Here is a 19,480-nt window from a genome sequence, read left to right on the forward strand (position 1 = left end):
GGAGCCACTGCGGAGCATTGGCGACCGACGACAACGCGGCGAGGTGCGTGCCCCGGCGTCGCACGCCCGGCGGGAATTGTCAGACACGCCCTAGCGGCGGGGTGGGGGCCAGGGGGTGGAGGCGGGGGTGAGGGTGGAGAGGGACTGGCGGAGCCGGCGGACGGTGGGGTGGTGGGGGCCGTCGCGGCGTTCGCGGTCGAGGAGGAGCGGGAGCAGCCACTGCCAGGCGTTCTGCGGGTCGCCGGTGGCGGCGAGGTGGAGGCCGATGCGTTCGCGGAGGTCGTAGCTGCGCTCGGGGTCGGTGTCGAGGCCGGTTTCCAGGCGGGCGGTGTGGGCGGTGAGGAGGGCCTGGTACTCGGCGAGGGCTTCGGCGCCGTGGCCGAGCCGGTCCAGGCAGACGGCGGCGCGGTAGCGGTGGTCGAGGCCCTGCGGGCCGTGCGGGCCGCCGTCGGCGGTGGTGGCGAGGCGGCGGTACTCGGGGAGGGCCTGCTGGGGGTGGCCCTCGTGCAGGAGGGTGCGGGCGTAGATGGTGCGGATGGTGCGCACCAGGGGTGCGGCGTCGCCGAGTTCGCTCTCGGCGCGGGGCAGCAGGCGGGCGGCGAGGCCGAGCACCTCGGTGTGGCGGCCGGCGTCGACCAGGTCGGAGAGCCGGGCGCACTCCGCGCCGAGGTCCGGCCCCGTCGGGACGGGCGGCGGTGTCGGAGGCGCGGGCGGCGGTGTCGGAGGGGCGGGCGGCGTGAGGAAGGGCCGCGACTCGGAGCGGACCGCCGGTGCCTGGGCGGCCGGCGCGGCCGGCGGCTGCGGCTGGTGCGGGTAGCGGAAGGGCCGGGCCGGGTCCGGCAGCGGTGTGTAGCGGGGCTGCGGGGCTCGGTCGGCCGCGGGCAGCAGCGGGAGCAGCCGGGCGTACACGGTCTGGGCGTCGGCCGGGCGGTCGGCGGGCTGCTTGGCGAGCAGGTCGAGCACCAGCTGTTCCAGCGGCTGCGGCACCTCGGGCCGCAACTCCCGTAGCGGGACCGGCGGTTCGTCGACGTGCCGGCGCAGGACGCCGAGCGCGGTGGGGGCTCGGAACGGTTCCTCGCCGGCGAGCATCTCGTGCAGCAGGCAGCCGAGCGCGTAGAGGTCGCTGCGCGGGTCGGTGGTGGCGGCGAGGGCCTGCTCGGGGGCCATGTAGGAGGGGCTGCCGACGGGCACGCCGGTGAGGGTGAGCCGGGTGGTCTCGGTGTCGAGGGCGGTGGCGATGCCGAGGTCGAGCAGGACGGTGCGGCCGTCCTCACGGACCATGACGTTGCTCGGCTTGAGGTCGCGGTGGACCACCGGGATGGCGTGGACGGCGGCCAGTGCGGCGCAGAGCTGCGCGGCCACGGCCGCCGCGCGCTCGATCGGGAGGGGGGCGTCCTCGGCGATGAGGTCGGCCAGGCTGACCCCGGGGATGCGCTGCATGACGAGGTAGAGCTCGTCCCCGTCCTCGCCCGCGTCGAAGACGGTGACCAGTCCGGGGTGGTCGAGTGCGGCCGTCACCCGGCATTCGCGCAGGAAGCGGCGGCGCAACTCGTCGCTGTGGCGGGCCCGTTCGCCGCCGGAGCCGGTCCCGCCGGGCAGCAGGTGCTCGGGGCGGAGCAGTTTGACCGCGACCGGACGGTGCAGCCGTTCGTCCCGGCCGGCCCAGACCTGGCCCATGCCCCCGTGGCCGATCTTCTCGGTGAGCCGGTAGCGGCCGGCGATCAACCGGGTGGCGGTCACGGCCGGTCCTCGCGGGCCTGGCGGCGCAGCAACTCGCCCAGCTCGCGCAGGTCGTGGGCGGTCTCGGGCGCCGGCGCGACGGGAGCCGGGGCAGCGGGGGCGACGGGCACGGCCGGCGGGGGGAACCCGTACCCGGGCACGGTCCCCGCGTACGAGGAGACGCCGGGCACCGCGTACGGCGGGACGATCCGCGGGGCGGCCTGCGGCGTCGGCCTCCCGGCCAGCCAGACCGCCCGGCTGTCCATCACCAGGAAGTGCGCCGTCGGCAGGAGCCACAGCACGGCCAGCGTGATCTCACCGGTGGTGTCGGCGGTCGGGTTCTTCAGGCTGCCCGCGACCCCGGCGCAGACGATCATGGTGAGCAGCAGCGCGCAGAACACCACCGCGCCGGCGATGTCGTACGCCCTGCGGCGCCGGACCGCCAGCAGCAGCGAGGGGACTGCCCCGAGCAGGCCGAAGGTGAGCAGCGGGGCCAGCGCGCACAGCACCCGCGCGGCCACCCCGAACCGCCCGGGGATCGGAGCCTGCCCCGGCCCCGACCCGTACGGCGTTCCGCCGGGCGGCGGCCCGAACTGCCCGGGGTACTGCCCTGACATGCGCGCTCCTGAGCTGGTGAGGACCGGCACCGAGGGCGGTGCGGACGGCTGCGCCCACCGTACCGCCAGGTCCGGCCGCTCCGGAGGGCTTCCGTCCGCCCGCCGCCGCATCGGTATCGCGCCGCGATCGCAGCGCTACTGAGCCCCGGTCACCTCACCGGGCGCGCACCGGGCGGCCACCACGGCCCCGGCCCGGCCCCCTCCCCCGCACGGTCCGCGGGACGGCTGTCAGGCCGGCGGTTCCAGCGTGCCGGTGGCCAGGGCGTCGGTGGCGGCCCGGGCGAGGCTGCGACCGAGGGCGGCGGCCCGGTCGAGGGCGGCGTCGAAGGCGGCGAGGCGGGCGAAGGCGGTGCCGAGGCGGTGCTGGGCGGGGAGCGGGAGGCGGGGCAGCTCGACCCGGCGGATGTCGAGGCGGGCGGTGGTGGTGGCGTGGCTGGCGGCGCGCCGGGTGCCGGCGGTGGAGCGGAACTGGCCGGCCAGGAACTCGGGGTCGAGGGCGGCCGGATCGGGCCGCAGGAGGTGGAGTTGGCGGCCGAGGGCGACGCCGACCAGGGGGCCCTCGGCCGGGACGACCAGTGCGGTGCCGCCGCCGAGCGCGGGCACCAGGACGTCGCCGGGGCGGGTGCGGACGTCCCCGGCCGGGCCCGGGCCGGTGGCCAGGACGGCGCTGGGCGCGGCACCGGTGGCGAGGTCCTGGTCGGTGACGACGGGGGTGCCGCCGGGGCCCGCGGGGCGGGTGGCGGCGCCGGTGCCGGAGGAGTACACCTCCAGCGCGCCGGCGCGGACCAGTTCTCCGATGGTGACGACCCCGGCCGGGGCGGCCCCGGACGCCCCGCCGGGCTCGGCGCCCGGCCGCGGCAGCAGCGCGACCGGGTCGGGCAGCCCGGCCAGCAGCTCGGCCAGCCGGCCGCCGAGGTGGGAGAGTTCGGCCGCGCCGCCGAGCGGGGCGGCGGGCGGGACGTGCCGGGCCGGGGAGAGGTCGGTCTCGTCGTCGAGCAGGTCGATCGCGGCCATCGCCCGGTGGACGCCGGGCCGGTCGGCGGGGACCGGCCGGCCCTCGCGCGCGGCGAGGTCGAAGCCGCGCCAGGCCTCCAGGACGGTGCGGTGCAGCTCGGTCCAGTCGACGCGGTCCCGGCCCCCCTCGGCCCCCGGCGCTCCGGCGGCCCCGGCCGGGCCGGAGGGCGCGGCCCCGGCGTCGAGCATCAGCACTTGGCGGAAGTCGTCCCCGGGCCGGGGCGCGCGCAGCACCCACAGGTGCAGCGGGACGCCGTACGGCGGGGCGGCGCCGGCCGGCAGCGCGATGACGGCGCGCAGGGCGCCGGAGCGCAGCAGTTCGGCCCGGACCCGGCGGCCGGCCCGGCGGGCGGCGACGGTCGGCGGGAGCAGCAGCGCGGCGAGGCCGCCGGGGCGGGTGCGGGCGAGGCAGTGCAGCACCCAGGCGAGTTCGGACTCGCCGCGCGGCGGGACGAGCCCGCCGGGCCAGCGGGTGTCGAACTGCAGCTCGTCGTGGCCCCAGTCGCGTTCGTTGTAGGGGGGTTGGCAGAGCACGGCCTCGAAGGTGTCGCCGGGGAAGCCGTCGGCGCGCAGGGCGTCGCCGGCCCGCAGGTCGAGCGGCAGCGGGCCGGGCTCGGCGGCGGGGGTGTGCAGGGCGATCCGGAGCCGGGCGAGGGCGGCGGTGACCGGGTCGGCGTCCTGGCCGTAGCGGCCGGTGGTCGGCGGGTGGGCGAGCAGGACGGAGCCGAGGCCGACGGCCGGGTCGAGCACGGTGGCGGGGACGCCGGCGACGGCGGCGAGCAACTCGGCGGCCTCCGGCGGGGTGGGGCTGAGCTGGCGGGTGTTGGCCTCGGCGTACCGGGTGAGCAGTTGCTCGTACGCGCCGGCCGGGCCTGCCTGGTCGGCGAGTTCGGCGAGCAGCCGGGCGAGGTCCAGCTGGGTGCTGCCGAGCAGGCCGGGGAGGCCGAGGGTGTTGGCCCCGTCGGGGCCGAAGGCGTGCACGGCGGTCCCGGCGACGGCCCGGGGCAGGGCGAGGGCGAGCCGGGTGTCCGGCCGGTCGGCGAGTTCGGCCCACTGCCGGGGCTCGCGGTGCAGCAGCAGGAGCAGGGCGCCCGCCTCGACCAGTGGGGCGGCGGGGTGACCGGCCGGGTCGCGGAGGGTGTCGACGAGCTGCCAGACCCGTTCCAGCAGGGGGAGTTCGGCGATCTTGCCCTGGGCCCGCAGCCAGGACTCCACCTCGGCGAGCGCGAAGGCCGGGCTGGCGTCGGTGCCGCCGACCGGGCGCGGGAAGTCGGGGTGGCGGCGGCGCCAGTTGCTCACCGCGGCCCGGCCGACGCCGGCCAGCCGGGCGATCTCGGCGGCGGTCACTTCGGGACGGTCCGGCACGGGGGCTCCTTCGGTGGGGCGGCGACCGCGCGGCCGGGCCGGGGCGGGTGTGACCACACAGCATAGCGACGCACCCGTCGAACGGAGTTCACATGTGAACAGAGCTCTTTTGTGAAATCGCATTGACATGGTTCACGGCTCGGTGGTGTGATCTCTCCGTCGCCACCGAACGGGGGCGACACCAGGGAAGACCACCGATCACCGGGAGACACCCATGTCCGCGAACACCCGCCGCACCGCCGTTCACCGCACCGCCGTTCACCGCGGCACCACCCGCCGCGCCGCCGCCCTGCTGCTGGGCGCCGCGCTGGTCACCCTGGGCGCGACGGCGTGCGACTCCAACGGCGGCTCCTCCGTCTCGACGGAGGCCAAGCAGACCGCGGCCGCCACCGGCTCCGAGGCCGCCAAGCCCACCGAGAACAAGCCCGCCGGGAACAAGCCGGCCGACACCGCCAAGGCCCCCGCCAAGCTCGGCGACACCATCGCGCTCAAGGGCAACGACCCGGCCGACACCGCCGATGTGACGCTGGTGAAGGTGGTCGACAGCGCCGAGGGCGAGAACGAGTTCACCCACCCGGCCGACGGCAAGCGCTTCGTCGCGGTCCAGTTCCGGATCAAGGCGAGCGGCAAAAAGGCCTACAGCGACGTCCCCGGCAACAGTGCCAAGCTGCTGGACGCCCAGGGCCAGGCCTACGGCACGACGATCGCGGACACGACGGCCGGTCCGAGCTTCCAGATCCCCGCCAACATCGCCCCCGGCGAGAGCGCCCTCGGCTTCGTCACCTTCGAGGTCCCGAAGGACGCCAAGCTCGACAAGGCCCAGTTCGGCCTCGACAGCGGCTTCGCCCCGCAGACCGGCCAGTGGAAGATCGGCTGACGCCTCCGTTCACAGCCACCGCCCCCGCCGGCACGCCGTACGCCGGAGCAACGGAACGGCGGCCCCGGGCAGAGCCCGAGACCGCCGTGGACCACCCCGAGGGCGCGGGCCCTCCGGGCGCCCTACTTCTTCGCCCCCGCCAGGTCGTCGAACATGGCCGACAGGAACTCGGTGCACCAGCCCAGCAGTTCCCGCCCGACCAGCGGCTTGCCGCCGATCCGCCCGGTGCTCGGGCGCGGCACCAGCAGCTGCTGGGCCGCCGCCTTCACCTGGCTGCGCGGGTAGAGCCGGTTCAGCCGCAGCTGCTGGGACTCCCGCAGCTCCACCGGCCCGAAGCGGACGTTGGAGCCCTGGAGGGTGATGTCCGAGATCCCGCACCGCCGGGCGTACAGCCGCAGCGCCGCGACCAGCAGCAGGTTCTCCACCGGCTCGGGCAGCTTGCCGTAGCGGTCCACCAGCTCGTCCCTGACCTGCCGGATGTCCTCCTCCGAGTTGACCGCGGCGATCGAGCGGTACGCCTGCAGCCGCAGCCGCTCGCCGGGCGCGTAGTCGTGCGGCACGTGGGCGTCGACCGGAAGCTCGATCTTCACCTCCAGCGGCTCCTCCTCCGGCTCCCCGCCGCCGGCCAGCGACTCGCGGAACTCCGCCACCGCCTCGCCGACCATCCGCATGTAGAGGTCGAAGCCGACGCCCGCGATGTGACCGGACTGCTCGCCGCCGAGCAGGTTGCCCGCGCCGCGGATCTCCAGGTCCTTCATCGCGACGTACATGCCCGCGCCCATCTCGGTGTGCTGGGCGATGGTGGCCAGCCGCTCGTGCGCGGTCTCGGTGAGCGGCTTCTCCGGCGGGTACAGCATGTAGGCGTAGCCGCGCTCGCGGCCCCGCCCGACCCGGCCTCGCAGCTGGTGCAACTGGGAGAGGCCGAAGGTGTCGCCGCGCTCCACGATCAGGGTGTTGGCGTTGGAGATGTCGATGCCGGACTCCACGATCGTGGTCGACACCAGGACGTCGAACTCCTTCTCCCAGAAGTCGACGACGACCTTCTCCAGCTGGGTCTCCCCCATCTGCCCGTGCGCGGTGGCGATCCGCGCCTCGGGCACCAGGTCCTTCAGCCGGGCGGCCGCCTTGTCGATCGACTCCACCCGGTTGTGGATGTAGAACACCTGGCCCTCGCGCAGGAGTTCACGCCGGATCGCGGCCGAGATCTGCTTCTCGTCGTACGGCCCGACGAAGGTCAGCACCGGGTGGCGCTCCTCCGGCGGGGTGGTGATGGTGGACATCTCGCGGATGCCGGTGACCGCCATCTCCAGGGTGCGCGGGATCGGCGTCGCGGACATGGTCAGCACGTCCACGTTGGCGCGCAGCTTCTTCAGCTGCTCCTTGTGCTCGACGCCGAACCGCTGCTCCTCGTCGACGATGACCAGGCCGAGGTCCTTGAACCTGGTCTCGGAGGAGAACAGCCGGTGGGTGCCGATGACGACGTCCACCGAGCCCTCGAACAGTCCCTCCAGGACGGCCTTGGCCTCGCTGTCGGTCTGGAAGCGGGACAGCGCCTTCACCGTGACCGGGAAGTTGGCGTAGCGCTCGGCGAAGGTCGAGAAGTGCTGCTGCACCAGCAGCGTGGTCGGCACCAGCACCGCCACCTGCTTGCCGTCCTGCACGGCCTTGAACGCGGCCCGCACCGCGATCTCGGTCTTGCCGTAGCCGACGTCGCCGCAGATCAGCCGGTCCATCGGGACTGACTTCTCCATGTCGGACTTGACCTCGGCGATGGTGGTCAGCTGGTCCGGCGTCTCCGCGTACGGGAAGGCGTCCTCCAGCTCGCGCTGCCAGGGGGTGTCCGGGCCGAAGGTGTGGCCGGGGGCGGCCATCCGCGCCGAGTACAGCTTGATCAGGTCGGCGGCGATCTCCTTGACCGCCTTCTTGGCCCGCTGCTTGGTCTTCGCCCAGTCCGCGCCGCCGAGCCGGTGCAGCGTCGGGGCCTCGCCGCCGACGTACTTGGTGACCTGGTCGAGCTGGTCGGTCGGCACGAACAGCCGGTCGCCGGGGTGGCCGCGCTTGGCCGGGGCGTACTCCAGCACCAGGTACTCGCGGGTGGCGCCCTGGACGGTGCGCTGCACCATCTCGACGTACTTGCCGACGCCGTGCGCCTCGTGGACGACGTAGTCGCCGGCGACCAGCGCCAGCGGGTCGATCGCGTTGCGGCGGCGCGAGGGCATCCGGCGCATGTCCTTGGTGGAGGACTTCTGGCCGGACAGGTCGGTCTCGGTGATGACGGTGAGCTTCAGGTTCTCGTCGACGAATCCGTGCTCGATCGAGCCGCAGGAGACGTGGACGACGTCCCGGGTGGGCGCCTCGGCGAGGTCGGCGACCAGCCGGGCCGGGATGCCCTCGTTGCCCAGCACCTCGGCGAGCCGGGAGGCCGGCCCGTGGCCCTCGGTCACCATGACGACCCGCCAGTCGGCGGCCAGCCGTTCCTTGGCGTCCGCGATCGCCCGGGCGGTGTCACCGCGGTAGGCCTCGACCGCGTGCATGCCGAGGGTCAGCGTGTTGGCGTCGAACTCCAGGATCCCGTCGATCGTCGACTCGCTGGTCGCGAACGGGCTGACGGACCACCAGGGCAGCCCGATCTCGTCGGCGTGCTCGCGCACCTCGGCGAGCGAGCGCAGCGAGGCGGCGGAGACGTCGATGGTCTCCAGGTCGATCGGCCGGTCCCCGCCGGCCGCGGCGGCGACCCAGGAGGCGTGCAGGAACTCCTGGCTGGTCGCCACCAGGTCGGCGGCCCGGGTGCGGACCCGCTCCGGGTCGCAGACCACCGTGACGGAGCCGAGCGGCAGCACGTCCAGCAGCAGTTCCATGTCGTCCACCAGCACCGGCGCCAGCGACTCCATGCCCTCGACCGCGATGCCCTCGGCGATCTTGTCGAGGATCTCGGCCAGCCCGGGGTGCTCGGCGGAGAGCTCGGCGGCCCGGGCCCGCACCTCGTCGGTGAGCAGCAGCTCCCGGCAGGGCGGTGCCCACAGGCCGTGCTCGGCGATCTCCAGCGACCGCTGGTCGGCGACCTTGAAGTACCGGACCTCCTCGACCTCGTCGCCCCAGAACTCCACCCGCAGCGGGTGTTCCTCGGTCGGCGGGAAGACGTCCAGGATGCCGCCGCGGACGGCGAACTCGCCGCGCTTCTCGACCAGTTCGACGCGCGCGTAGGCGGCGGCGGAGAGCCGGCGGGCCACTTCCTCCAGGTCGTACGACTCGCCGCGCCGCACGGCCACCGGCTCCAGCTCGGCCAGCCCCTTGACCTGCGGCTGGAGCACCGAGCGGACCGGGGCGACGATCACCTGCACCGGACCGGCCGCAGTATCGTCCGCCCGCGGGTGCACGATCCGGCGCAGCACGGCCAGCCGGCGCCCGACGGTGTCGGAACGGGGCGACAGCCGCTCGTGCGGCAGGGTCTCCCAGGCCGGGAACTCGGCGACGGCGTCGGCGGGCAGCAGCGAGCGCAGCGAGGCCGCGAGGTCCTCGGCCTCGCGGCCGGTCGCGGTGACGGCGAGCACCGGGCGGCCCCGCTCGCCGGCCGCCTGCCCGGCGAGCGCGCGGGCCACCGCGGCGACGGCGAAGGGGCGGGCCGCGGGCGGCCCGACCAGGTCCAGGTGGCGGCGGCCGCCGGCCGCGGCGCCGGGGGCGGTGGCCGCCTCGATCGCCTCGGCGATCGCCGCGTCCCGCGCGACGACATCGAGCAGTCCGGTCAGGCTCATCTGCGGTCTCTTCTTCGTCCCGTGGCTGGTGCTGTCCCGGGGTGTCGAAGGCCCGCCGGGGCAACGCGAACGGCCCGGCACGCCGAGCGGCCGGGGGTCTCCAGCCTACGCCGCGGCGCGGACGCGCACGCGGTCCACGGCTCCGGCGGGGCCGGACCGGGACGGGGCGGGGGCCGGAGCGGAGCCCGGCCGCCCCCACGTTTTGTCAGGGGCACGTCCGGGAACGAACGACTGGACGAACCGCCGATCAGGCCGGTGGACGAACCAACCGGAAGCCGCACCGATCCGGGCACGGCTATCCGCCACGAACTGGACATACTCCTGTCACTGGCCGTCCATGGAGATCGCGCACCATGGTGAACGTGCCCGCCGCACCCAACCGTGGGGGATGGCTGTGGGGGCACTGTCGCACCCCCGATGGGGGTCGGAGGTGCGAGGCCGGGCGGCCCTGGGTGGGGGCGCCCGCCCAAGCGCCGGGAACCGTGGCGCCCTTTCCTGGAGGGCGCCACGGGTCTCGGCCTCTTTCGCTTCCGGGGCCTACCCCGTCGACCACCGCCCTATCCCGGCGCCCGGGCGGGCACGCCCGGCACGACGAAGGCCCCGGCCGTCCCGCGAGGGGCGGCTCGGGGCCTGCGCGGCTCGGGGCCTTCGCGGCTCGCGGCCTGCGTGATGCGCGGCCTTCGTGATGCTTGGCCAGCGCGACCCGGGGTCGCGCGCGGTCAGCGGCGGCGGTAGCTCACCGTGTTGGGGGTCGCGTAGTCGCTGCCGTCGTCCACAATGATGATCTTCGGGACGATCCGGGTCTCGTCCTCCGTCGGCCTCCCGGAGCCCTGCTCGGCGGTGGCACCGTCGGCGGAGGGGTCCCCGGCGGAGGAAGCCCCGGCCGCGGCCGTCCCGTCGACCGTCTCCCCGGCCGGCGGCGAGGCCGGCTTCGGCGGCACCGGGCCGGTCGCCACGGCCCCGGCGATGGCCTTGGTCGCACTGCTGCCGACCACCGGCGTCCGCAGCACGGGCGCCGGCTTCTCCGGCGCGGAGGCCTGGGCGGAAGCCCGGGCCGGGGCCTGGGCGGCACCCGGCGCGGAGCCCTCGTCCCCGGCCGGAGCCGTGGCGGCCAGGGCCTTGCGCAGGTTCGCCACCGGGATCTCGCCGGTGTCCGCCTCCGAGTCCACCGGCGCGGCGTCCGCGACGACGTCCTCGACGGCATCCGCGACCGCGTCGTCGACCGCGTCCCGCGGAGCGGGCGCCGAAGCGACCTCCCGTGAGACCCGGCCCACCCCGGAGGCCCGGACCGCGGCGGCGGCCGCGGCGGCCACCTCGGGCTCGATCTGGCCGACCGCCGCCCCGGTGAGCGAGGCCAGCGTGGCCTTGATGTGGTCCAGGTGCTGCTGCACCGTGTCCAGCCGGGTGTCGAACTCGCGCTGCTCGCGCTCGCTCTCCGCGTTGATCTTCTCGGCCTCCCGGCGGGCCTGCTCGACCAGCTGGTCGGCCTTGGCCTGGGCGTCCGTCTCCAGCTGCTTGATCTGGTTCAGCACGGTCTCCCGGTGCTGCTCCGCCTCCTTGACCCGGCGCTCGGCGGTCGCCGAGACCTCGGCGTCCTCGGCGTCGGCCTTGGCCTGGGCGGCGGCGAAGGTCTCGTCGGCCTTGCGTCGCCGGGCGGCGAGCTCGGCCTCGGCCTGCTCGCTGGCCTCGGCGGCGGCCACCCGCACCTTGGCGGCGTAGGCGGTGGCGGAGTCCCGGGTGGAACGGCTCTCCCGGTCGGCGTCGGCCCGGATGCCCTCGGCCTCGGCCCTGGTCCGCTCCTCGGTGCGGCGGGCGGCGGCGTCGGCGGCGGCGCGGGTCGTGGCGCCGTACTCCTTGGCGGCCCGGTCGGCGGCCTGCCCGGCCTCGTAGACCTCGTCCCGCAGGTCCTCGGCGAAGCGCTCGGCCTTCTCGCGGACGGCGCGCGCCTCGTTCTCGGCCATCGCGGCCAGTCCGGCGGCCTGTTCGCTGAGCACCTGGTAGTCGGGATCCGGGGCCTCCTCGGCGGTCCGCCGGATGTCGGCCAGCCGGGCCTCCATCTGCCGGATGCCGGCGCCCAGGACGCTCAGCCGCTCCCACGCCTCGTCGCGCTGCGCGGTGAGCGCGGCGAGGGCTCGGTCGACCTGCTCGGGCGCGTAGCCACGGCGGGCCTGGGTGAAGCCGTACTCGGGGACGGCGTCGCTCATGGGCTCTTCCCCTCATTTCGCGGGCTGCGGAGCCCATGATCGGACGGAACGGACGGATCCGGAACCGGTTCGGAGCCCGGGGCCGGATTCCGTTGTCGTACGGACCGGAATGTGTCGAGGACCGGTCGAGTAGACCCATCCTCTTGACCTATTTTGCGCAGATCCGGGCGAAACCCCAACGAGGCACAGCTGCGGCGACATGCCGAAGGGGTCGTTCCGGACACCGGAACGACCCCTCCCACCTGCGAGGACCGGCGACGGTCCGCTACAGCAGGCCGTCCCAGAACTGCTCCAGCAGCACGGCCCACCACGTGTCCGCGTTCTGCAGGGCCGCCGGGTCGATCGCGGCGAGCTGGGCCTGGAAGTCGGTCGTCCAGCGACCGGCCTGGTCCGGGGTCAGCCCGTACCGCAGCCGCCACATCCGGCCCAGCAGGGCCAGCGAGCGGACGAACTCCGGTACACCGCTGTTGACGAACCGGGGCGGCTGGCCGGTTCCCTCGACGTCCACGGCCACCACGTGCGCGGTGCCGTACTGGACGCACAGCTGGCGGCCGTAGTCGTTGCCCAGCACCAGGTACCCGCCGAAGTCCGGGCCCGCGCCGAGGCCGCGCTCGGCGGCCAGCTCGGCGAGCGTCGGAATCGGGCGGCCCTCCTGGGCCTGCGCCCAGAAGAACGGCCCGAAGTCGCGCGGCAGCCCCGCCCACATCAGGGTCTGGGAGACCGGCTCGGGCACGCCCTGGCGGGAAACCGCGCGCTGCTCGTAGCGGAACAGGTTCTGCCCGAAGGCGGCACCGACCTCCTGGGCGAGCTGCTGCGGCGGGAGCGGCGGCAGCGCCTGGACCGACCCCGGCGCCGGCGGCGGCACCCGGAACGGGCGGACCCGCTGGGCGCCGGACGCCAGCTGGTGCAGCTCGTCCAGGTGGTCGAGCAGCTCGGCCATCCCGGCCTGCCGGGAGGCGTGGTCCCGGCCGTACGGGGCGGTGTGGGTCAGCCGGACGTTCGGCCAGGACGCGGCGATCATGCGGTTGCAGTAGCCGCCCGGCAGGTCGCAGGACTCCAGCTCGGTGTAGAGCTCCAGCACCTGCTCCGGCGGCACGTTGAGCCGGCGCAGGTCCTGGAGGATCTTCCACTCCGGGTGCGGGGTGCCGGGCTCGCTGCGGTGCAGCAGCTTCTGCTCCGAGCCGTCCGGGCCCCGGTAGCTGAGCGCGGCGAAGTACCCCGGGCCGACCGCGGGCACGCCCGGCGGCACCGGCGCGGGCTGCGGCGGGCCGGGCACCGCGGCGGGCGGGACGACCCCGGCGGCACCGGCCGCGTTCGGGTAGCCGTAGCCGGCCGCGGGCGCGGCGGGGGCCGCCGGACCACCGGGCGGCGGCGGGACGGCGGGACCGCCGGACGGCGGGGTACCCGGGTCCGCCGGGCCGCCCAGCCGTGCCGGGTCGATCGCGCCCGCCAGCTGGGTCGCCTCGTACGCCGCCCCGGACGCGGACGGGCCCGTGGTCGGCGCGCCCTGCGGGGCCGCCGGGGCCGCACCGGCGCGCAGGCCGGCCGGCGGCGGGGGCGGCGGGGCGGAACCCGCGCCGCGACCGGCGGGGCCGGCGGCGGGCGTACCGGAGCCCGGGGTGTGCTTCAGCTCGCCGGGCGGGGGCGGCGGCGGGCCCGAACCCGCGTTGCGGCCCAGGCCGGCGGGGGCGGCGCCCGCACCGGCGGGACCGCCGCGCAGCGCGGCCGGCGGGGGCGGCGGCGGAACGGAGCCCGTACCCCGGCCGGGCCCGCCCTGCGGCGCGCCCTCCGGGGCGCCGGGGGCCGGGGCACCGGGCAGACCGGCGAGGCCGGGCGGACCGCCGGGCGGGGCCAGCATGGTCGGCGCGTGCTCGACCTGCGGGCCGCCGGCGGGCGGGACGGCCGGGGCGCCCGGCAGACCCATCAGCCCGGGCATGGCGTCGGGCGAGGCGAGCAGCGTGGGCGCCGGCTCCGCGACCGGCGGAGCGGGGGCGGGGGCCTGAGCGGGAACGGCGACCGGCAGTGCGGCGGGCGACTCCGCGGCCGGAGCGGGAACGGCGGCCGGCGGTGCGGCCGGCGGCGGGACCGGGGGCATGCCGTAGCCGCCGCCCGTCGGTGGCATCAGCATGGTCGCGGCCTCGGCACCCGCCGGCGCGGCGGGCTCGGACAGGTCCGAGCCGGTGGTCCGCAGCCCGTCGGGCATCAGCATGGTCGCGGCCTCCGCACCCACCGGCGGCGGGCCCGGCACCCCGGGGGCCACCGGCGCGACGGCCTGCGGCAGCGGCGGCAGCTCCGGCGGCGCGGCGGCGGTCGGCTCGTCGTGCCCGGGCGGCGGCGCGAGCATGGTCGGCGCGTCCCCAGCGGGCCGGTCGGAGACCGGAGGCTCGGTCAGCACCGCCGGCGCGGGCGGCGCGACCGGTGCCGTCGGCGCGACCGGCGCGGGCTGCGGCGTCGGAGCGGACGGCTCCTCGACCGGCGCCACGGCGGCCCCAGCAGCAGCCGCAGCACCCGCAGTCGGAGCCTCCGCGCCCTGCGGGCCCGCCGGAGCCGTCCCGAGCCGCTCCGCCTCGGCCGCGATCGCCGCGGCACCCGCCTCCTGGAGCCACTGCGGCGGGCTGAGCAGGAAGGACGTCGCCTCCACCGGCCCGGGCGCGGGCTTCGCCGCCCCGGCCGGGTTGGCCGCCACCGGCCGCCCGTAGGCCTCCTCGTACTGCCGGACCACCTCGTTGACGGGCAGCGCGGGCCACAGCGTGCTGGCCCCCGAGTCCCGGGCGATCACCAGCCGTGCCTCCCCCGAGCCGCCGCCCGCACCGCCCGTGCCGTCGGCCGGGCCCGCGGGCGCCACCGCCCAGCAGACGAAGCCCAGGTCGAACTCCCGGACCCGTACCTCGCGCTGCTGCGCGTGCGGCACTCCGCCGTTGATCCACTCCTCGGCGAGCTCCTGCGCCTGCGCGTACGTCACCACGCCCGGTTCACCCCTGTCCGCATCCTCGTCGTCCCCCGTTCCACCGCGACCACCGACACCACCACGACCACGCGCCTCAGTCCATCGGGACGGCCCGGGCGAACCCGCCGTCCACCATCAGCGCCGCGACCGTCTCCAGCTCCGGCGGGCTGCCGGCCAGCCGCAGCAGGAAGGCGTCGAAGTCCTCGCCGCAGGGCAGCAGCAGCCGGGCGCAGCGGTCCTCCGGGGCCTCCGGGGCGCCGGTGTCGCGGGCGTCGTCGTACAGGTGGAACCAGACCGAGCCGGCCCGCTCGCCGCGCACCTTGAGCGCGACAAGGCCGCCCTGGGCGTAGGCGATGCCCAGGTAGTCCTTGGTGAGGTGGTCGCGCAGGCACTTGTTGGCGTACACGACGTCGTCGGTGCCGTACTCCTCGGTGAGCGTCAGGAACGGCTGGTCGAGGAGCAGTCCGAGATCGGTGTCCAGCGCCACGCCGACCGGGGCGCGGCCGCCGCCCAGCTTGAGGAAGGTGCGGTAGGCGTCGGGCAGCCGGTAGCCGAGGCGCTGCTCGGCGCGCTGCACCAGGTCCTCGGGGACCCCGATCGGGTCGCCGCCGTCCTTGGCCAGCGAGAAGTGCACCGCCCGGCGCTCCTGCAGCGGGCGGGTGCCGCGGCGGGTGTGGTCGGCGGCCGAGGTGGCCAGCCCGCCGTGGTGCCTCAGCAGCGCCTTGACCTCGACCGGGACGAGCTCCATCCGCCGCCAGCCGGGGGCGGCCCGGCCGACCGCGTGGTGCCAGGTCCAGCCGGGCGGCGTGGCGACGGCGGTCGGGAGGTCGGCCCAGAGCGGGTGGCCCTGGGTGTAGAGCGCGGCGTTGGCCGAGACGTAGTCGGTCAGCCGCAGCTCGTCCACGCCGAAGCCCTCCGGCGGGTCGGCCACCTCGGCCGCGGCGGCGGCGTACGGGCCGAAGTCCGGGTAGCCGTACTCGTCCACCCTGACCCCGGCGGGGTGCCGCTCCGCGCGGACCGGGTCCGGGAACTGCACCACCTGACCTGCGTACGCCGCGTTCGGTGCGGCGGCGACGCCGGGCCGACCTGTCGTCATCTGGGAGCCCCCACTGGCTGCTGCAAAATACGGTGCCTGCTGGGCACCAGCCTAGGGCCTGCCTTCAACCCCCCGTCTGCCAGGCGGGCCCCGGGGGCGCTCCGCGGGCGGGCGGGGCCGGAGTCACAACCGCCCGCCCAGCGCCCGCGCCAGCGCCTCGGCCACCCGCAGCTGCCGGGCCTCGGTGAGGTGCGGGTGCAGCGGCAGGCTGAGCAGTTCGCGGGCGGCCCGCTCGGCCACCGGGAACGCGCCTTCGCGGTGGCCGAGGTGACGGAACGCGGGCTGCAGGTGGACCGGCACCGGGTAGTGCACCCCGGCGCCGATCCCGGCGGCGTTGAGCGCGGCCAGCACGGCGTCCCGGTCCCGGCCGGGGCCGATCCGCACCGGGTACAGGTGCCGGACGTGCTCGTTGCCGGGCGCGGTCCGGGGCAGGGCGAGGCCGTCCAGCCCGCCCAGCAGCTCGTCGTAGCGGGCGGCGGCGGCGCGGCGGGCGGCGTTCCAGGCGGGCAGCCGGCGCAGTTTGGCGCGCAGCACGACGGCCTGCAGCGCGTCCAGCCGGGAGTTGCAGCCGAACCGTTCGTGCCGGTACCGGTCGCGGGCGCCGTGGTCGCCGGTCAGCCGGACGGCGTCGGCCAGGGTGTCGTCGTCGGTGAGCACCGCCCCGGCGTCGCCGTAGGCGCCGAGGTTCTTTCCCGGGTAGAAGCTGGTGGCCGCGATCCGCCCGTACCAGGTGCGCCCGTGCTGCCGGGCGCCCTGGGACTGCGCCGCGTCCTCCACCACCGGCCGGCCGTCGGCCACCGCCAGCAGCGGCCCCATCGGGGCGAGTTGGCCGAAGAGGTGGACGGGCAGCAGCGCGGCCGCGCCGGGCACCGCGTCGGCGGCCCGCTCCGGGTCCATCAGCAGGTACCGCGGGTCGGCGTCGACCAGCACCGGGCGCAGCCCGGCCCGCAGCACCGCCTCGGCGGTGGCGACGAAGGTGTTGGCGGGCAGCACCACCCTGCCGCCGGGCGGCAGGTCCAGCGCGCGCAGGGCCAGTTCGAGCGCGTCGGTGCCGTTGGCGGCGCCCACGCAGTGCCGGACGCCCGCGAAGTCCGCGTACTCCCGCTCGAAGGCGGCCACTTCGGGGCCCTTGACGAAGGCGCCGGAGGCGAGCACCCGGTCGAAGCCGGCCCGCACCTCGTCGGCCACCTCGGCGTGCGCCGCCGCCAGGTCGACCAGCGGGACGCCCTCGCGTGCCCCGCCGCCCCCGCCGCCGCCCCCGGCCGCGCCGCCCGCCCGCTCCGCGCCGCTCACCGGGCGGCCTCCGCCCCGGCCCGGGCCTCCGCGCCCACCGGCACGGTGGCACCGCCGAGTTCGAGGCTGAGCGAGGCCGCCTCCAGCAGCTGTAGCACCCGCACCCCGGCCCGGCCGTCGGTGAGCGGGGCCCGGCCCTCGGTGATGGCGGCGGCGAACTCGGCCATCACGTTGCGCAGCGCCTCCTGCTCGACGAGCGCCGGCGCGACCATCTCGCCGACCCGGTAGGAGATCAGCGCCCGGTGCCGGATCGCGTCGGTGAGCTGGTCGGGCGGGGTGAGGTCCACCCCGCGGTCGTGCACCGCCAGCCGGGCCTGCGGGTTGAGGTCGTCCCAGACCAGGGTGCGCCGCGAGCCGCCGATCAGGGTGGTGCGGACCTTGGTCGGGGAGAGCCAGTTGACGTGGCAGTGCGCCAGCGCGCCGTTGCTGAGCCGGACCGTCAGGTAGGCGACGCAGGCGCGGCCGGCCCCGATCGGGTCGGCGCCCTGCGCGGACACCCCGACCGGCTCGACCCCGGGCGGCAGCACGAAGTCCAGGATCGACAGGTCGTGCGGGGCGAGGTCCCACAGCACGTCCACGTCGGGCTGCACCAGGCCGAGGTTGATCCGCACCGAGTCGAAGAACTGGACGTCCCCGATCTCCCCGCCGTGCACCAGTTCGCGGATCCGCCGCACCGCCGGGGTGTAGCAGAAGGTGTGGTCGCACATCAGCACCAGCCCGCGCCGCTCGGCCAGCTCGACGAGTTCCTCGGCCTCGGCGGCGGAGGTGGTGATCGGCTTCTCCACCAGTACGTGCTTGCCGGCCTCCAGGGCCGCCCGCACCAGCGCGTAGTGGGCGCCCGCCGGGGTGGCCACCGCGACCGCGCCGACCCGCTCGTCGGCCAGCACCCGCGGGTAGCTGCCGGTGACCCCGACGGTGCTGTACTCCCCCAGCACCGCGTGGGCCTTGGCCTCGTCCAGGTCGCACAGCCAGTGCAGCCGCAGCGCCGGGGTGTGCTGCGCGTTGCGGACCAGCTTCGGGCCCCAGTAGCCGGCCCCGACCACGGCCAGCCCGACCGGGTGCTCGGGAACGGGCCGGGGCGGCTCGTCCGGTGCGGGCACGTGGCCGCCGGGTGCCTGGTTGGCGGCCTGCCAGTGCTCGTCCTGAGGTTCCGACGTCATCGCACGAGCCCCTTCGCTCAGCGCCGGGGCGGGCGGCGGGCCCGCCCCGGCGGCCTCAACGTCCGACGCGGGCACCGGAGTCGGGCCGGCCGCCGGCTGTCCGCCCGGTCGGCCCCGTCCCGTTTCGCTCCGCTGCCGGAACGCTACCGGCCGTGCACCGGGCCCGGAGGCCGTTTCGGTAAATCGGTGGACAAGTCGTGACGGCCGGGTGCGCGTTCGGCCAGGCTCGGGTGACCGCCCGTCCGGCGGGTGCGGCGCCGGCCGCCGCCGCACCCCGGTTGTGCGGTTGTCAGTACCGTTTGACAGGCTTGCCCCGGACCGGCCCGGTCACTCCCGGCCGACGCCGGGCCACGAGGAGGAGGACGACGGATGACCACCGGTGAGCCGGCGGGCCCGCCCGTGCTGCGCCACCACCGCGACAGCCTGCTGCCCGCCGTCGCCGCCGCGCTGTCACTCAAGGGCGGCGAGGTGCACACCCTGGCGGGCGACAAGGACGCGCGCCGCCCGGTGCTGCACCACCTGGTCGCCGACTTCCTGGACACCCTGCCGACGGAGGCCCGCGAGCGGTTCACGGGCCGCTGCCCGGAGGCCGTCCTGCTCTCCCAGTACCTGGGCACGGTCGACGGCAGGCGCTCCAAGCGCGCCGCCCGCAAGCCGATGACGCTGCACGAGGCACGCAAGGCGCTCAAGGGGTCCCGGATGACGACCGTGCGCATCCGCGAGGAGGGCGATCCGGCGCACGGCAGCCACGCCCCGCCGTGCCGTTCCTGCGCCCCGATGCTGGAGCACTTCACCGTGCGCAGCGTCGCCGTCGCACCGCCGGCGCACTAGGCCGACCCCGCACGGACCGGCCGAGCGCCGGCACGTCCCCCCGTCCCCCAGCCCTGGAGTCCGCCCTGAACCCGCCGATCCCGTCCCCGCCGGCCACCCTCTCCCCCGCCGGCAACCGGACCCGCCCGCGTTTCCCCGCCGACGTCGCCGCCGAGCTGAAGGCGGCCGGCTGGCACCCCGGCCGCTGGCAGATCCGGCAGGCCGAGGAGTGGGCCGACGCCCTGGTCGGGTACGGCGCGCCCACCGGTGTGCGGCACGCGGTGTTCCCGGCGGCGGTGGAGGCCTGGGCCGAGTTCGGCGGCCTCGCCTTCGACCTGGCCGGCCCGGGCCGGCAGCTGGCCCGCACCCCGTTCCTGATCGACCCGCTGTGCGGGCTGCACCAGCCGCGCACCCTGCTGGACCTCGGCCGGGCGCTGGGCACGCAGCTGGCCCCGCTCGGCGAGGAGGCGTACGGGCAGGCGCTGCTGGCCGTCGACGAGGAGGGCCGGGTCTACAGCCTGGACCACGCCGGCGAGTGGTTCCTCGGCCAGGGCATCGACCAGGCGATCTCCGCCCTGGTCCTGGGCACCGCCCCGGAGCGGCTGCGGGCCCCGGACGAGTACTGA

General features: G+C 76.4%; 12 protein-coding genes. 3 read left to right on the forward strand and 9 right to left on the reverse strand.

Translation table 11 applies throughout. From position 1 onward, the window contains the following. Nucleotides 1-90: 90 nt before the first annotated feature. The 3 genes from ACWD4P_RS11215 to ACWD4P_RS11225 all read right to left on the reverse strand — a co-directional run bounded on the left by ACWD4P_RS11215 (nt 91) and on the right by ACWD4P_RS11225 (nt 4,715). Nucleotides 91-1,740, reverse strand: a complete 1,650-nt coding sequence (locus tag ACWD4P_RS11215) for a protein kinase domain-containing protein (protein WP_449779403.1) — start codon at nt 1,738-1,740, stop codon at nt 91-93. Continuing rightward, nucleotides 1,737-2,336 carry a hypothetical protein gene (locus tag ACWD4P_RS11220; RefSeq protein WP_449779404.1) on the reverse strand — a complete coding sequence of 200 codons (600 nt, stop codon included), beginning with the start codon at nt 2,334-2,336 and terminating at the stop codon, nt 1,737-1,739. The genes ACWD4P_RS11215 and ACWD4P_RS11220 overlap by 4 nt, the downstream gene beginning before the upstream one ends. 228 nt (nt 2,337-2,564) lie before the next feature. Then, a complete protein-coding gene (locus ACWD4P_RS11225; protein WP_449779405.1) occupies nt 2,565-4,715 on the reverse strand; it encodes an N-6 DNA methylase in 2,151 nt (716 codons plus the stop codon). Between the two features lie 214 nt (nt 4,716-4,929). On the opposite strand from ACWD4P_RS11225, the gene ACWD4P_RS11230 reads away from it, so the two are divergent. After that, entirely contained in the window at nt 4,930-5,592 is a 663-nt protein-coding gene (locus ACWD4P_RS11230) for a DUF4352 domain-containing protein (protein ID WP_449779406.1), read from the forward strand. Nucleotides 5,593-5,714: 122 nt separating this feature from the next. On the opposite strand, the gene mfd is transcribed toward ACWD4P_RS11230, so the two are convergent. From mfd to ACWD4P_RS11260, 6 genes are all read right to left on the reverse strand, one after another. Further along, a complete protein-coding gene (gene mfd, locus ACWD4P_RS11235) occupies nt 5,715-9,344 on the reverse strand; it encodes a transcription-repair coupling factor (RefSeq protein WP_449779407.1) in 3,630 nt (1,209 codons plus the stop codon). A gap of 719 nt (nt 9,345-10,063) precedes the next feature. Continuing rightward, nucleotides 10,064-11,548, reverse strand: a complete 1,485-nt coding sequence (locus tag ACWD4P_RS11240; protein ID WP_359831432.1) for a DUF4047 domain-containing protein — start codon at nt 11,546-11,548, stop codon at nt 10,064-10,066. Nucleotides 11,549-11,813: 265 nt separating this feature from the next. Then, nucleotides 11,814-14,513, reverse strand: coding sequence for an SUKH-4 family immunity protein (locus ACWD4P_RS11245; RefSeq protein ID WP_449779408.1), 2,700 nt, complete (start codon nt 14,511-14,513; stop codon nt 11,814-11,816). Nucleotides 14,514-14,589: 76 nt separating this feature from the next. Beyond that, nucleotides 14,590-15,591, reverse strand: a complete 1,002-nt coding sequence (locus tag ACWD4P_RS11250) for an SMI1/KNR4 family protein (protein ID WP_359831654.1) — start codon at nt 15,589-15,591, stop codon at nt 14,590-14,592. Between the two features lie 123 nt (nt 15,592-15,714). Then, nucleotides 15,715-16,884: a DegT/DnrJ/EryC1/StrS family aminotransferase gene (locus tag ACWD4P_RS11255; protein WP_449779409.1), complete on the reverse strand. Its 1,170-nt coding sequence runs from the start codon at nt 16,882-16,884 to the stop codon at nt 15,715-15,717. Continuing rightward, entirely contained in the window at nt 16,881-18,044 is a 1,164-nt protein-coding gene (locus tag ACWD4P_RS11260) for a Gfo/Idh/MocA family protein (protein WP_449779410.1), read from the reverse strand. The genes ACWD4P_RS11255 and ACWD4P_RS11260 overlap by 4 nt, the downstream gene beginning before the upstream one ends. Before the next feature lie 369 nt (nt 18,045-18,413). Between ACWD4P_RS11260 and ACWD4P_RS11265 the strand changes: the two genes are divergently transcribed. Both ACWD4P_RS11265 and ACWD4P_RS11270 read left to right on the forward strand, forming a co-directional pair. Continuing rightward, complete coding sequence (locus ACWD4P_RS11265; protein ID WP_359827730.1) at nt 18,414-18,875, forward strand: YwqJ-related putative deaminase; 462 nt, start codon at nt 18,414-18,416, stop codon at nt 18,873-18,875. A gap of 77 nt (nt 18,876-18,952) precedes the next feature. Beyond that, nucleotides 18,953-19,480, forward strand: coding sequence for an SUKH-3 domain-containing protein (locus ACWD4P_RS11270; protein ID WP_359827733.1), 528 nt, complete (start codon nt 18,953-18,955; stop codon nt 19,478-19,480).

It is taken from the genome of Kitasatospora sp. NPDC002543 (assembly GCF_053594915.1).

What these genes read in the sequence shown, in the direction of transcription:
- ACWD4P_RS11250 (WP_359831654.1), bottom strand. Translation starts at nt 15,591, where the DNA reads ATGACGACAGGTCGGCCCGGCGTCGCCGCCGCACCGAACGCGGCGTAC.
- mfd (WP_449779407.1), bottom strand. Translation starts at nt 9,344, where the DNA reads ATGAGCCTGACCGGACTGCTCGATGTCGTCGCGCGGGACGCGGCGATC.
- ACWD4P_RS11230 (WP_449779406.1), top strand. Translation starts at nt 4,930, where the DNA reads ATGTCCGCGAACACCCGCCGCACCGCCGTTCACCGCACCGCCGTTCAC.
- ACWD4P_RS11240 (WP_359831432.1), bottom strand. Translation starts at nt 11,548, where the DNA reads ATGAGCGACGCCGTCCCCGAGTACGGCTTCACCCAGGCCCGCCGTGGC.
- ACWD4P_RS11265 (WP_359827730.1), top strand. Translation starts at nt 18,414, where the DNA reads ATGACCACCGGTGAGCCGGCGGGCCCGCCCGTGCTGCGCCACCACCGC.
- ACWD4P_RS11220 (WP_449779404.1), bottom strand. Translation starts at nt 2,336, where the DNA reads ATGTCAGGGCAGTACCCCGGGCAGTTCGGGCCGCCGCCCGGCGGAACG.
- ACWD4P_RS11260 (WP_449779410.1), bottom strand. Translation starts at nt 18,044, where the DNA reads ATGACGTCGGAACCTCAGGACGAGCACTGGCAGGCCGCCAACCAGGCA.